Genomic DNA, 13,818 nt, shown 5'->3' with positions numbered 1-13,818 from the left:
GGAGACGAGATGACACGCAAATTCCTCATCACGCTCGCATTGATTGGTGGCTTTGCTGGCGTAGGGGCAGCGCTTGCCCAGACGGTCGATGGGCTCGACCTCGATGCGATCCGTGCCCGTGCCGCCGCCAAGAGCGAGGATGCTGCGGGGCTGTCCGCCGAGGTTGCACGGCGAATGGAAGAATACCGCCCCGATGCCCAGGCGCTCGATGCCGCCGCGCGCAAGAAGGTCGAAGCCCTCGATCCCGCAACGCTCCCCAAGGGACCTGTAGGCGCGTTCGATTTCGACGAGCTGATCGTCGCCGCATCCGGCAACCTCAAGGACAATCGCGGCACCGCGCCGCAGTTCATGGTTTTCGTCAGCCTCTCGATGCCCGAAGATGCGCTCAGGCAGATCATCGATCAGACCTCTGCTGCTGGCGGCTTCGTGGTGTTTCGGGGCTTTCCCAACAACTCGGCCAAGCAGTTCGTCGCCGGGATGAGCAAGGTCATCACCAATGACGATCAGTTTTCCTCGATCGGCGTCGATCCCCGGTTGTTCCGCGCGTTCAATGTTCAGGCGGTGCCGACCTATGTTGCGGTGGCGAGCGACTTCACGCCCTGTGATGGCCTCAGCTGCATCACCACCCCGCCGCCCTTCGACAGCATGAGCGGCAATGTCACCGTCCGCTACGCGCTCGAGACCTTCGCCGATGATAATGGGCCGGGCGCCCTCATCGCGCGTGCGGCGCTGGCCAACATGAGGGGAGGGGGATGAGCCGCTTCTTCGCCTCGATCGCGAGCATGATCGCTTGTCTCTGTTTGCTCCCGTCCCCGCCAGTTCTGGCGCAATCGGCGCAGCCTGCGCCGGGAGGCTTCTACGATTTCGACGATTACACCTACTTCCCGCGGCCGCAACCACAGCAGCGCCTCGAGCCGATCATCCCGACACTGCCCGACGATCCCATCACGCCGGTTGTCCCTGTCGTGCCACAACCTCCACAAACCCCGACGCCCACACCAAACCCTTCTCCCACACCCACTCCCGCGCCATCACCGGGTAATCCGCCGCCCGCTGGCGGCGGTGGCGGCGGGCAGGTGCCAGTGTCGCCTTATGTGCCAGGCGGCCCGCTTGTCTTTCCCAAGGGGGATGTCAACGCCGCCAAGGCCGATGGGAAGGATTTCGTCACAGGTGCGCGGTCGGCGAATCGCCAGATTACCACTTCGACCAACCTCACCGGCACCATCCCCGGTTATACGGGTCAGCGCCTGCCCGAGGAGGCGCTCGGAGATGATCCCGATCGCCTGACGTCGCAGGGAGCCTCCGGGGCGCTCAACAACGACGCATGGCGTCTGGTCACCAATCCCGACCGCACGGTCGTCACGCTCGATGCTGACGGCCTTTTGCGTGCGCAGGCGGTGGCTGAAGATCCCGATGCCTATTTGGCTGGTTCCAGTCTTGGCGCGGCGAACGGGCAGTGTGCGCCGCTGCCGCCGAGTGGGGCGGGAACCGAGTATTATGAGGCGATGTGCGAAGAGGGCGCGCAGCCGATCGAGGAGACTCGGACCTGCCGTGTGCCGCTCGTGATCCAGACGGAAGGATCGCAGCATTGGGAATACAGCTGCTATTCCGACGAGCCGCAGCCGGGGCATTCGGGTGTGTGCTGGAGCATTCAGAGCGCGCTGCAGGGTGGAAGTTGCACGCTGATCGATCGCGAAAGGGTAGGTTTCGCCTGTCTGCAATGGGTCTATCCCGAGCGGGGAGGGCGCCCGTGGTGTGCGGAACCTGGTGAGCCCCTCTATCGTGAGGTATGGTCCTGTCCCGCACAGCTTCCCGGAGTTCGGGGGGGATTCCTGCGGGATACTTCCCGCATCGTGAGCGAGACGCGCGATGAAGGGCAGTGCCAGGCCGCCACCGGAGAACTGACTTGCACCCAATCGGGTGAGGTGTGCACCGGTCAGCCAGAGACCCGCACCTTCAACGGTCTTGCTGTTACGCGGCCGTGCTGGGAGTGGGAGCGCACTTACCAGTGCTCGGGCACCACGCAGGCGACCGATTGCGGTGACATTGCAGGCAATCCTCAATGCACCTTTGTGCGCGACGAGTGTCTTGATGATCCGCAGGTCGGTGCCTGTCAGGTGACCACGAAGGTCTATCGCTGCCCGATCCCCGGCGGCGGGACCAATGATCCCGCGCAGTATATCTGCGGCGACGATGTCTATTGCATCGACGGCGAGTGCGAGCCGATCGAGCGCGAGGCTTCGACCGAGTTCAAGGATGCGCTTGTCGGTCTACATACGCTTGGTCAAGCGAACGCCGAGTTCAACGAGGCTGACCTCACGCTGTTCTCGGGAACACGCGAAACGTGCTCCAAGAAGGTGTTCGGGATCTCCAATTGCTGCTCCGGAAAGGGCGTCCCGCTGCTTACACCTTTCCTTTGCAATGCGGCTGAGCGCGAGCTCGACAAGAAGGACGACAAGGGGCTGTGCCACCGGGTCGGTTCCTATTGTTCGGACAGGGTGCTCGGCGTCTGTGTCACCCGCAAGGATGCCTACTGCTGCTTCGAATCCAAATTGAGCCGCATTCTTCAGCAGCAGGGCCGCAGCCAGATCAGCAAGCCTTGGGGTGCGCCCAAAAGCGAGACCTGCAAGGGCTTCACGCTTGAAGAGTTCTCACGCCTCGACCTTTCGGTGATGGATTTCTCTGAGGTCTACGCCGACTTCATGGACGCTGCCAAGCTCCCTGATGAGTTGGACACGTCGCGGCAAATCCAGCAACGCATAGAGGACTACTTGCAGCAGCATGGACCGAATTAATGGAAACGATAACACCGCTCTCAAGCGGACGTGCATTGCCCGACCTCAGCGTGGTCGAGTTTGCGATCATGGTCGCGTTGATGCGCCTTGGCCCGCAGCCGGCACCCTCGCTGCTGCCGACTTTATCGGATTGGTTCGGTTACGCTATTTCTTTGAGTGCCATTCGCCCATCAGTGCGACGTCTCGAGCACCTTGGCTATCTCACCACGCTGGAGGACGGCACACTTCGGACACGTCGCGCGTCGGCAGAGCCTGTGGCGATGTCATTCACCGCGCTCATTCGAATCGTCGGAAGCGAGTTTGGTCGTGCTCTCAAGAAGGCGGATCCGCCGCTTCTGGCGCACATCATGAAGAAATCGGTGGAGGACGAGGCGGTCGCGGCCGAGGAGGCGCTGCGGAAGCGCCAGGGCAAGCCGGGCCTTACGGATGCACAGCGCGAGGACATTCGCGAGGGTGCCCGCAAGGAAGCGCGCGAAGCCCGTCTCAAGTCCGCCGAGGCGGACGCCGGGGCCGGGAAGGGCAAACCGCCAAAGCGCAAAGCGAAGGGCAAGGGGCACGAAGCCTCGGACGACAGCAGCAAGGAGTGAGGCAATGACGCGGATATGGGGTGCTGTGCTGAGCGCAGCCATGCTGAGTGCGGCGCTCGCGCCGGGCATTGCGGCAGCGCAGCAGAGCGAGGAGGGCGATGATGGCCTGATCCGGGTTCAGCAGGGCGATGACTTCTATTGCCGCGAACGCAATCTTGGGCAGTGGTTCTACTGCGAAAAGCCCAAACCCGATCCGGAGAACGCCGCCGAGGCTCAGTCCAGCATTCCGGCTGCAGTTCGCCTGAAGGCTATCAGCCAGCAGCTGGAGGAGTTGAAGGCGAGGGCGATCCTCGAGCCGACAACGCAGAACGTGCAGGCCTATATTTCCTTCCAGCGCGAGCAGCTCGACCGGGCTTCTGATTTTGCCGACGTTTGGCGCCGCGCCATCTGGCAGAACCCCGAACTTGATTACACCCTCCAGCGGCCGATCAATGCGCTTGGCAAGAAGACCTGGACAACGCAGCGCACAGCCCAGCGCGATGCCGCGCTTGCCGCCATCAGCCAGCGCTACGGGGTATTCTATTTCTACTCCTCGGGCTGCGCGGCCTGCGAGGTGTTCTCTCCGATCATCAGGGGCGTCTCAGATCGCTTCGGGATGACTGTCATGGCCGTATCGATCGATGGCGGCCCCAATGCCGCCTTTCCCAACTACCTGATCGATACGGGCCAGTTCCAGGCGATGGGCATGGCCGGCAAGCAGGTGCCCGCGCTGGTGCTGTTCGATACCGTGACCAAGCAGCCGATGCCGATCGGGTACGGCGTGATGGCGGCCGACGATGTCATGGACCGCATTTTCACTCTGACCAACACCGAGCCGGGGAGTGACTTCTGATGAGCAAATCTCGCCAATCCTTCTGGGCCCGCGGCTTTCGTATCACCGGGAGCTCGCTCACCTGCCTTGCTGCCGTCAGCCTCGCGGCATCACCGGCTATGGCCAGCGTCGAGGGGGAGATGAACTCCTATTTCAATTCGTCCGGAGCGGCTGCCAATGTCACCGGCCCGTCTGCCTTTGACGGGCAGGCGGCAGGCTATTACTCAGGCGGCAGTCTGTGGACGCGGTTCCCGACGAAGCAGATCAACCCGGTCAATCTGCAGCTGCCCCGCGCGAGCGGCGGCTGCGGCGGGATCGATCTTTTCGGGGGCTCATTCAGCTTCATCAATACCGATGAGATCGTCGCGACCCTGAAGGCGACCGCCAACAATGCGATCGGCTTCGCCTTCCAGCTCGCGATCGATTCCATCTCCGCGCAGATCGGCGGTGTGATGAAGGACATGAGCCACAAGATCCAGCAGATGAACGAGTTCAATATGAACTCATGCCAGTTCGCGCAGGAGGCCGTCGGCGCGCTTTGGCCGAAGATGGACGGGGCGAGCCAGACCATCTGCCAGAATCTTGGTCGCAGCAACGGGCTGTTCTCGGATGAGGCCAAGGCGCGCCACTCGTGTCAGGACCAGAGCGCGCGCAACGCTGCCATCAATGGCAGCACCGATCCGCAAGCCGCCCTCGCGAAAAGCAAGAACTATACTTGGAACGCCCTGATGAGTAACTCGGCGACGAGGCCCGACGAGGATTATGCCGAATGGCTGATGACGATGGTCGGGACGGTTATCTACATCAAGCCCGAGACTGACAGCACTGACGGGCGGTTCCGTTTCATTGGTCCTGCGAGCTGGGACACATACACTGCGCTTCTCGACGGAACGTCGGTTGCGCCGGCCCAGATCTACCGCTGCAACGGTTCCCACGGCGCTGACCAATGTCTCGATCCGCAGCCAAGGCCGCTGACCATCGGCCCGAACTCGGCTTACAAGGCGCGTGTCAAGGCGATGATGGAGAGCATCGCCCAGAAGATCCGGATCAATGGCACGCTCTCCAACGACGAGGTCAATCTTCTCGGGATGTCGTCGATCCCGCTTTACAAGATCCTCGTGGTGAATGCCGCGTCGCAGTTCGGTCTCGGAGCCGGCGAGCTTGACTCCCTCGCCGAGATCGTCGCCGTCGAAGTCCTTCTGGGTAATATCGACCGCATGCTCGACGACGTCGCGCGCTCGCAGATCGGGTTCGACGCGCCCGAGCAGAAGAACTTCGATGACTGGCGTAGGCAGGTGCAGGAAGTTCGCATCAATCTGAATGCCAAGCGCGCTGAGATGTCGGGTAAGCTTGGTGATACCTATCAGATCATCCAGCGCACGCAGTTTCTCGAGGCATCGCTCAAGAATACCATGAGCCCGCAGATCTCGGCGTCGCTGCGGTTCGGCCGCGGGCTTTCGGCCCAAGGGATCAGGTAAAGCTCCGCGGGTGCGGGTCTGAGGGAAGGGCGGAGGCGATGCTTGAGGTCTTCACGGTTGGCGGCGGCGAGTACATCGTCAATGTCCTCAATGCTGTTGCGGCATGGTCGGGCGGAGGCGGGTTCCGTTCGATGCTGCAGGTCGTGTTCGTGATGGGCCTGATCTACTCGCTGCTGGTGCTCGCCTTCAATTTCGACTGGCGTGCATGGATGAACTGGTTCCTGCAGGCGACCGCCATCTACATGATGCTGCTCGTGCCCACGGTGACTATCAAGGTGACCGATCGCATCGATCCCGGCCTTGCGCCCGCCACGGTCGCCAATGTCCCGTTGGGGCTCGGGGTTATGGCATCCTTCACCAGCCAGTTCGGCGACTGGATGACGCGCACGGCCGAGACCGTGTTCGTCATGCCCGACGCGCTCAAGATGACCAACAATGGCATCATCTATGGCGCGCGCCTGCTGGAGAAGGCGCAGACATTCCAGATCACCGACCCCGTCTTCCGTGCCAATCTCGACGAACATTTCAAGCAATGCGTGTTCTACGATGTTCTGCTTGGTTTCACCCCGATGGAGACACTGACCAACAGCAGCAATCTCTGGCGCGATATCGGGCCCGGCAGTCCGGCGCGTGCCCAGAAATTCCTGACCCGAAGCGGCACCGGTGTGAGTTCGTCGATCATTCGTTGCAACGCGGCGTATACAGCGCTCGACGCGCAATGGACCGCCGAAATCGATGCCGATCTGCCGCTGTTCGCAAAGGGCGCTTATCCCGATCTGCTCGACACCATCGCCGCGCAGCGCCTGAGGAACGACCTCGGCATTATAGCCGGAAACATGCACGGAGCGGCCACCGATCCCTACGCCTATCTCCAGCAGGTCTCGGTCATGGATGCCTTCATGGCGGCGCGCGAGAGCTTCTCGGACGCGGGGTGGGACGCCTATGCGGCACAGCGCGCTGACGCTCAGGCGCGCAACACCTACACGTCGATCGCGCAGCAGGCCATGACCTGGGTGCCGCTGCTCGGCATTGTCCTTCACGTCGTCTTCTATGCCATGTTCCCCGTGATCTTCCCGCTCTTCCTCTTTCCGCGAACCGGCGTCACCACCCTTCGCGGTTATGGAATGGGCTTCTTCTATCTTGCGAGCTGGGGCCCGCTTTACGTAGTCCTTCACATGTTCGTGATGAACCGGGCCGCCAGTGCCTATGCTGCTGTCGCACCCACCGGGCCGACGCTGCTGGTCAGCAACGGCATCACCAATGTGAACAACGACATTGCGACGATCGCCGGGTTCATGATGATGAGCGTGCCTTTCATCGCGGCCGGCATGGCGCGCGGTGCGATGGCAATTGCCGGACAGGCCACGTCGCTGCTCGGCCCGGCCCAGGCGGCGGGGCAGGCGGCCGCCGCCGAGCGCACGTTGGGCAACTATGCCACTGGCAACATCTCGTTCCAGAACCTCTCCGGCAACAACAGCAGCCTTAACAAGCACGATGACACCTTCAGGTATGGCTCAGGGTTTGGGAGCAGTTCGTTCACCGGCAGCAATGGCGTTGTCACGAGCGGTTTTTCGGACGGGTCCAATGCTTTTGATGCGCGTCAGGCCATCTCGAACTTTGCGACCACGCCTACGCGGACGACCAGTCTCGAGCAGCGGATCAACCAGACCTATTCCGAGGGTCAGTCCAATGTCGACCGTCTGAGCCGCGAGGCATCCGAAAGCTGGTCTGCGGTGGCGAGCAGAGGCACTGACCTGATGAAGACGGCCGAGCGCCGCGCGTCGAGCGGCACGGAAAATGGGTCTGGCATCGCCACCAGCCTCAGCCGGATGAATACCGTCAGCGACAATCTGGCCTCAAAGCTCTCGACCACCTTCGGGTTCTCGGAGGCCGAGAGCCGGGAGATCGCGAATTCGTCTAACGTGACAGGTAGCGCGGATGCTGGCCTACATGCCGCTGGTACCTTGTGGCAAGACAAAGAGAATGGACATGCGCTTACTGCCAAGGGGGATATCAGCGCAAAAATCGCAAGCATAGTTCAAGAAACAACCGGCCGCCGCGTGACGGCCGATCAAGCCTATAATGAAGTGCGTGACTTCGTCAGAAACGAGATCAATTCGGAGGAAGCACGGTCCGCGCGCGACAGCTTCACCCGTGATACGAGTTCAATCACCAACTCTACCGGTGAAGCACTGACAGAGCGGCTTGGGGCTAGCATCAGTCATGCCAACGAGGTCTCCGCGCGCTCTAGCAGGGCCGAGGAGGCATTCGAGCGCTTCAGCAAGGACAACTCGATCTCTGCCGGGTCGGGTTACAACGTGTCTGCCAACGACTCTCAGGAGTTCGCTAATTTCGCGACCGAGCGCCTGCTTTCTGACAGCACCTTGCGGCAGTTTGGTTCGGTTCCGCAAATTCTGCACCCCCGAACGGCTGAGCAAGCTCAGGTTCGCGATGTGCTCCTTGGGGAGTTCGTCACACAGAAGCATGATGAGCTCAACCAGCTGCGCCGAGAGATGGGCCTCGACACCCCGGCACCACTGGGGCAAACGTTGGCGCCGCCGCCATTATCTTCCTCTGGACAGGTTCAGAGCTTTGGCGAGCGGAATCGAGCCGCAGTTCGCGGGGAAGCGCCCAATGTGAGCGTTCGCGGAAATTCGGCTGACGCCGCTCTTGCTGGCGAGGTCGAGGGACGCATTGCGAGCGGTGCGCAGCGCATCGAGGCCGGAAGGAGCATTCTCGCAAACGAGAACTCGGCAGCACAGGAACGGGCAGCGGACCTCGCAACCTCCGTGTCTGATCGCGAGGCTGGCGGTGTCCTGGGCAATATTCCCTATGTTTCGCCTTTGGTCGAAGGCACTTGGAATGGCGCAGGGAACGTAATTGGCTGGGCCGCGGACAAGATTGGGGTTGGCGGTGGCAAGAGCAGTGTCGCTCCGCTCGAACCGGGCGAACGCGCCGTCTTTCCTGTCAGTGGTCGGATTTCTTCGGACATGGGCATGCGCAGACATCCCATCACCGGTAAGGCAGCCATGCACGAGGGTATCGATATCGCGGCCAGTGAGGGCACGCCGATCTATGCCCGTGCGTCAGGCGAGGTCATTCGATCCGGCCATACGCCGACGCGCGGAAACTTCGTCGAGCTTCGGCATGATGACGGTTCGGAAACCCGCTATTTCCACATGCAGAGCAAACCCGAGCTTGTTCGTGGTGATACCGTCAGCCCCGGCGATACGCTCGGCAATGTCGGCAGCACTGGACGCGCCACGGGCCCGCATCTTCACTATGAGGTCTGGAAGGATGGGAAGGCACTTGATCCGCGCCGCTACTCGGTCAAGGATCGTGAGTGATCAGGAAGGAGTCCAGGTTCCCACGAGAATGAACCACCCCAACAAAGCTGCGAGCACGGCGATCCGCTTCCAACCCGTCATCACCCCTGAGGGGATCGGTACCTCTTCGAAAGACCTGTTGAGCTGCTCTTGCCCATAGGGCGTTGAAGGGTCGAGCGGGTTGTGGGGATTCATGTAATATCCTGGACTGAAGCTCTTCAGGACATCGTTGTCGTCATACATCGCCCGTTCCTTTCCCGATCATAATACGATAGGCGGGCGTCTCGCACAAGCGTTCTAAATTTGTTCCATTTTCTCTTCCTCGCAACCATCACTGCGGGATGGAACCGTGCAGCCGTGGCAGCTGAAACCCCTGCTCTTCGCGCGCATGCTTCACACCGGGCAGGGCGGTGATCTTGGGAAGAAGCCGCACAGGTCCGCGTCCACCCAGAACGCCAGTCCCCTTCATCACTCGCTCGACATCAATGCCGAGCGCCTCCAGCTTGAGCGCGACGCTGCCGATCGCGTCACGGTCGTGGACAGTCACGATGAAGCTGGTGAGCTCTTCAGCCTTGTTTTTCCGCTGTGTTACCGGTTTCGCCATAGCGTTAGAAAAAATCCATCAAGGAGCCGTAACCAAGCCCTTCCCGATATCATTGGCGCTTTGGCCTGCGAGCGGTGTAGCGCGACGATCAAGGTGAGGGTTCTGAGACGGAAGACGTCTTGCCTGAATTTATAGTAGAATCAGTTGCGTGCGTACCTGCCGCTTCGGCTCGGCTTGAAGCCCGGCACATTTCTTCGCCCTCTTGGCTTCAGAAGGCCGGAATGGCTCAGGAAGGAGGGCTCAATGGCCGAAAACGTCTCAATGGTCGGATACACCCGTGTATCAAAGGCCGATGGCAGTCAGGTCCATCACCTGCAGCACGATGCGCTCATCGCCGCAGGCGTCGATCCCAAGCGGATCTATAAGGACAGCATCTCGGGCACCCGGGATAGCAGGCCAGGGCTGGATGCATGCCTTTCCGCATTGGCCGCCGGGGACACGCTGGTGATCTGGAAACTCGACCGGCTTGGCCGCAAGTGTGTCTGGAGATGCAGGGAAAGGGGCGCCCGAATATCTAGGATGTCCTGACAGTCCCTCAGGCGTGAATTACCTGCGCCGCGCCACCGTCTATCATCGCCTGCGCTTCCGTCACCAGGTCCTCTCGGTTGGCCATTGCAGCGATCTCGCCGAACGAGATCAAGCTCAGGATACCGGTAAACTGAATGACTTCGAGCAAGGACCCGTCTTCAAATGCAGGCTCGATGAAATCGCCCACTAGCCTGCGGCTTACCTGATGGATACCGCCGTGCGTATAGCCGTTCATTGAGGTCCATGCGCTTTCCTTCACGTTCGACAGGAGCTTGTCCTCAAACGGTGGGTGCTGCTCTAACGCCTCAATCATCTGCCAAAGCTTGGGTTTGATCTCGTCCTTCTCGACGAATTGCGTGATCTCATCGTCGGTCGCGCGGTGATGAAGCCATGCACCTCGAACGAAGCATTCGAATTCGCATCGCACCAGCGCAAAGGCGCTAGCGTATCGGCACGTCTCTATGAGGTGAAAAATGCTCGCGGCATGTTCTAGCGCCAGATCGTAGAGCTGAGCCGGAATTCGATGGCGGTGGTCTCCCTTGATCGTCACGTCGGGAAGCTTTCTGTCGATCCAGTCGAGGGTGCCGCGAATTTTCGTCAGTCCTGCTTTCACGTCTTCAGACGGCCCTTGAGGTGCTATAACCATGCAAGTCTCCCACACTTTGATCGCACGCTAAGCGCATGTCGTCGAGCCGAACCAAAAGATGTGAGAAGTTCGAGCATCAAGCATTGATGTGCTCTGGCGATCATTTGCGTCGCCAGGTGTGATCGACCTTTTCTTCGATGGGGCGGTGTCTGTTTGAACGGATTTGGTCGAACGGCTCTGATCGTCTCCTATCGTCGAGATAGGGCACGGATGATGATTGGACGTGCCAGAGTCATGACTGCTGACAAAAGCCAAGATCCCTGTCTGCTTGGCCATGTGCCTCTGAAGCCAAAACAGTACGACAATTTAATGCAGTACGCGTCTGGATAGGATATGCTTCGAACGGGCACAATCGAGCATCGGGAGGAAAAGTGGGTAAGCTTGCGGACTGGAGTGCCAGCCAACCTGCTTGGGTCGCTGACGCGCTTATGCGTGCCGCAACCTCATTAGAGCTTGGTCAAGGTGACGTCGATGCTCTCGTGAACCGTATTGCGATTGCGCACAATCTGGCCGTTTCAGGTGAGCATCCTTGCCAAGCATTCACAGAGGCGAGTGTCCTTGCCGCAGACTCGTGTCCAGACGATGTAATCTTGTATTCCGTTGGGCCTGTCGAAGGTCTTGACCGTTTGGCACCCTCGCAGAAGTTAAGCTTCGCGCTTGATGGCATCACGGTGGTTTTTGGCGAAAACGGCTCAGGAAAGAGCGGCTACACTCGTGCGCTGCGAAGGCTTTGTAATGCCCGGGTCGAGCCCGCGCTACAAGGCAATGTCTTTGCCGAGGGCGCCGAACCTCCGATGGCGATAAGCTATACATATCGCCGAGGCGAGGACGCACCAGTCACGGAGACCTGGAGAGCCGGCGCACCAAGCCCGGAAGCGTTGGCTGGCGTAACCCTTCTCGACGCAGACAACCTGAAAGTCTACATTGAGAACAAAAATGAAGTCTTGTACCTGCCTCCAGAGGTCGCCTGTGTTCGACGGTTGGCCGACCTCTATAATCAGGCGGCGGAACGTTTTCGAGGCTGGATAGACCAGTTCACGCGCCAACACGGCGCGCCATTTGGGTCGCATTTCCCGAGTGGTACAACGGCCGCGCTGCTCAGCGAAAAGCTTCAGATTGCGACACCCCAGGATCAACTCCCGACGGAACACCAGCTGCGGATGGCTGGCACATGGAATGCGGAGCTGGAAGCAGAACTATCCAGACTAAATGTACAGCTCGTTGAAGGACCGGGGGCTGTAGCGGCCCGCAACGACCGCATATCTGCTGCCTGCCTTGCGGCTGCGGATGGTTTTTCGAAGAGCTATCCGTGCCTAGAGGATTCCGCGACGGAGCAAGACGGGCCGGCGCTCGCCCGCCGTGACCAAGCGCGTAAAACTGCAGAGGTCACTCGATCGGAACAAATCGGTGCGCAGCCCATAATGGCTACAGGCAATGAAACATGGCGGAACATGTTTCTGTGGGCACGTCAGTTCGCAGCCGAAGCCAATTTGAAAGCGTCCACCGAAGCCTTTGTTGGTGGGGACCTTTGCCCGCTTTGCCAGCAAGCGTTGAGCGACGATGCCGCCACCAGACTTGCATCCTTCGATGCTTATATCGAAGGGCGGGCGGCGCAGGAGGCAAATGCCGCAGATCAAGTGATATCAACCCGCATCGCCAGCCTTCGTGAACTGACGTTCTCGAGCGAGGAGGATCTGCTTGCACTATTGGGAGAGACAAGCGCTCATGGTCCTGATGCCGCGCTCCTCGTCCGACAGACGGTCGCCCTCAGCAAGCATCTGCAAACCCGGCGCGATGCACGAGTACAGCAGTTGGAAACGGGGGCGATCCAACCGCTATCGCCTATGCCGCCATCACCTGTCGAAGGTTTGCGCTCTCTTGCTCGCCAGCTGGCAGAGCAGTCGGCTCTGCTTCGTTCCAGCGACGATCAGACTGCCGTCGCAATTGCGCGGATCAACGAACTGACCGCGCAGAAGCAGCTTCACGCCCAAATGGAACAGATTGTCGAACGGCGTAACGCGCTAGATGCGATGCATTGCTACCGCAAGTGCGAGGCTGCATTAAATACAGGCCCGCTCTCTCGCCTGGTAACCTCCCTGCAGAAGGAACTTACCTCACCCGACCTCAAAGCCAGAATTCAGAACGAGATCGCAGTCTTCGGGCTCGAGCATGTGCCGCTGCGGTTCAGCGACGAGACCCAGAAAGGTGCCAGCTACTTCGAGGTGGAACTTGATACTGGCAAGAAAGCCAAGAAGGCACGCGTCATGAGCGAGGGCGAACAGCGCGCACTCAGCCTCGCGTGTTTCCTTGCCGAGACTCATGTGGCGGGAAAGCGCTCAGCGATTATCCTAGACGACCCTGTGAATAGCCTTGATCACGGGCGCACACGCCGGGTGGCGCGCCGCCTCGTGGAAGAGGCTGCTAAGGGCCGTCAGATTATCGTCTTCACGCATAATTTGGTCTTCTACCATGAGTTGATGTTGGCGTGCGTCGACCGCCCGACTGCTGTGAAGGCATTGCCGTGCCTGATCCAACAGGACGGGAGTGGTGCTTTCGGCCTAGTTTCCGTGGATACTGCGCCATGGGTGGCAAAGAAGGTCAAGGACCGGGAGCCGATCTTGAAGGCGATGATCGACGGCATCCCCGACGATCTCACGCCTGGCGATGATACTTATCGTTCAAAATGCACCAGTTTCTATGCTGCTCTCCGCGAAACGTGGGAACGGGCTGTTGAGGAGCTCGTCCTCAACGACGTTGTGCGACGGTTCGGGACGGACGTGGGCACATTGCGCTTAGGGGGCGTCGATGTGACCGACGAGGATTTTACCGTCATCTACAACAACATGAAGCGAGCTTCAGAGTTTTCGGGCCATGATCAAGCATCGGCGCGACAGATTGACATGCCAACTAAGCAGCAGATGCTAGCCGATCTGAACGAACTTCAGGCATTCCGGGCAATAAAGACCAAGCGCAATCGGGAGTCCGATGAACGTCGTAAAGCGCTCGCCTTAGCTCCTCCCAAGGCGGCCATTGGCTGACAGAA

At 60.1% G+C, this 13,818-nt stretch carries 10 protein-coding genes and 1 pseudogene; 8 read left to right on the top strand and 3 right to left on the bottom strand.

The annotated features are described in order from the left end of the window. Positions 1–9: 9 nt before the first annotated feature. The 6 genes from trbC to ACLBKT_RS16415 are packed head-to-tail and all read left to right on the top strand — an operon-like array spanning position 10 to position 9,018. On the top strand, positions 10–756 hold the full coding sequence (gene trbC / locus ACLBKT_RS16440; protein WP_410184064.1) for a type-F conjugative transfer system pilin assembly protein TrbC: 747 nt from the start codon (positions 10–12) through the stop codon (positions 754–756). Further along, positions 753–2,795 (top strand): conjugal transfer protein TraN, encoded by a 2,043-nt coding sequence (locus tag ACLBKT_RS16435; RefSeq protein ID WP_410184063.1) that lies wholly within the window; start codon positions 753–755, stop codon positions 2,793–2,795. Before trbC ends, ACLBKT_RS16435 begins: the two co-directional genes overlap by 4 nt. Beyond that, complete coding sequence (locus ACLBKT_RS16430) at positions 2,795–3,382, top strand: hypothetical protein (protein ID WP_410184062.1); 588 nt, start codon at positions 2,795–2,797, stop codon at positions 3,380–3,382. The genes ACLBKT_RS16435 and ACLBKT_RS16430 overlap by 1 nt, the downstream gene beginning before the upstream one ends. Before the next feature lie 4 nt (positions 3,383–3,386). Beyond that, positions 3,387–4,214, top strand: a complete 828-nt coding sequence (locus ACLBKT_RS16425) for a conjugal transfer protein TraF (RefSeq protein ID WP_410184061.1) — start codon at positions 3,387–3,389, stop codon at positions 4,212–4,214. Continuing rightward, positions 4,214–5,671 (top strand): conjugal transfer protein TraH, encoded by a 1,458-nt coding sequence (locus ACLBKT_RS16420; RefSeq protein ID WP_410184060.1) that lies wholly within the window; start codon positions 4,214–4,216, stop codon positions 5,669–5,671. Before ACLBKT_RS16425 ends, ACLBKT_RS16420 begins: the two co-directional genes overlap by 1 nt. A 38-nt stretch (positions 5,672–5,709) precedes the next feature. Further along, the gene (locus ACLBKT_RS16415; RefSeq protein WP_410184059.1) at positions 5,710–9,018 is read left to right on the top strand and encodes a conjugal transfer protein TraG N-terminal domain-containing protein; all 3,309 of its coding nucleotides are present in this window, start codon (positions 5,710–5,712) and stop codon (positions 9,016–9,018) included. On the opposite strand, the gene ACLBKT_RS16410 is transcribed toward ACLBKT_RS16415, so the two are convergent. Together ACLBKT_RS16410 and ACLBKT_RS16405 are read right to left on the bottom strand one after the other, a co-directional pair. After that, on the bottom strand, positions 9,019–9,240 hold the full coding sequence (locus ACLBKT_RS16410) for a hypothetical protein (protein ID WP_410184058.1): 222 nt from the start codon (positions 9,238–9,240) through the stop codon (positions 9,019–9,021). It lies immediately after the preceding gene. 88 nt (positions 9,241–9,328) lie between these two features. Beyond that, positions 9,329–9,601, bottom strand: a complete 273-nt coding sequence (locus ACLBKT_RS16405) for a hypothetical protein (RefSeq protein ID WP_410184057.1) — start codon at positions 9,599–9,601, stop codon at positions 9,329–9,331. 261 nt (positions 9,602–9,862) lie between these two features. Between ACLBKT_RS16405 and ACLBKT_RS16400 the strand changes: the two are divergent. After that, positions 9,863–10,075, top strand: a pseudogene (locus ACLBKT_RS16400) (recombinase family protein); the annotation flags it as partial. A 61-nt stretch (positions 10,076–10,136) separates the two neighbouring features. Here ACLBKT_RS16400 and ACLBKT_RS16395 read toward each other — a convergent pair. Beyond that, complete coding sequence (locus ACLBKT_RS16395; protein ID WP_410184056.1) at positions 10,137–10,775, bottom strand: DUF6988 family protein; 639 nt, start codon at positions 10,773–10,775, stop codon at positions 10,137–10,139. 428 nt (positions 10,776–11,203) lie between these two features. Here ACLBKT_RS16395 and ACLBKT_RS16390 point away from each other — a divergent pair, with 428 nt between their 5' ends. Continuing rightward, positions 11,204–13,813 carry an AAA family ATPase gene (locus ACLBKT_RS16390; protein ID WP_410184055.1) on the top strand — a complete coding sequence of 870 codons (2,610 nt, stop codon included), beginning with the start codon at positions 11,204–11,206 and terminating at the stop codon, positions 13,811–13,813. The last annotated feature ends 5 nt before the right edge of the window (positions 13,814–13,818 follow it).

Source organism: Erythrobacter sp. W302b, from assembly GCF_046452395.1.
Taxonomy (GTDB): Bacteria; Pseudomonadota; Alphaproteobacteria; order Sphingomonadales; family Sphingomonadaceae; genus Erythrobacter.
This window is presented reverse-complemented; position numbering and strand designations above follow the sequence as displayed.

What these genes read in the sequence shown, in the direction of transcription:
- trbC (WP_410184064.1), top strand. Translation starts at nt 10, where the DNA reads ATGACACGCAAATTCCTCATCACGCTCGCATTGATTGGTGGCTTTGCT.
- ACLBKT_RS16405 (WP_410184057.1), bottom strand. Translation starts at nt 9,601, where the DNA reads ATGGCGAAACCGGTAACACAGCGGAAAAACAAGGCTGAAGAGCTCACC.
- ACLBKT_RS16395 (WP_410184056.1), bottom strand. Translation starts at nt 10,775, where the DNA reads ATGGTTATAGCACCTCAAGGGCCGTCTGAAGACGTGAAAGCAGGACTG.
- ACLBKT_RS16420 (WP_410184060.1), top strand. Translation starts at nt 4,214, where the DNA reads ATGAGCAAATCTCGCCAATCCTTCTGGGCCCGCGGCTTTCGTATCACC.
- ACLBKT_RS16415 (WP_410184059.1), top strand. Translation starts at nt 5,710, where the DNA reads ATGCTTGAGGTCTTCACGGTTGGCGGCGGCGAGTACATCGTCAATGTC.
- ACLBKT_RS16435 (WP_410184063.1), top strand. Translation starts at nt 753, where the DNA reads ATGAGCCGCTTCTTCGCCTCGATCGCGAGCATGATCGCTTGTCTCTGT.
- ACLBKT_RS16425 (WP_410184061.1), top strand. Translation starts at nt 3,387, where the DNA reads ATGACGCGGATATGGGGTGCTGTGCTGAGCGCAGCCATGCTGAGTGCG.
- ACLBKT_RS16430 (WP_410184062.1), top strand. Translation starts at nt 2,795, where the DNA reads ATGGAAACGATAACACCGCTCTCAAGCGGACGTGCATTGCCCGACCTC.
- ACLBKT_RS16410 (WP_410184058.1), bottom strand. Translation starts at nt 9,240, where the DNA reads ATGTATGACGACAACGATGTCCTGAAGAGCTTCAGTCCAGGATATTAC.
- ACLBKT_RS16390 (WP_410184055.1), top strand. Translation starts at nt 11,204, where the DNA reads ATGCGTGCCGCAACCTCATTAGAGCTTGGTCAAGGTGACGTCGATGCT.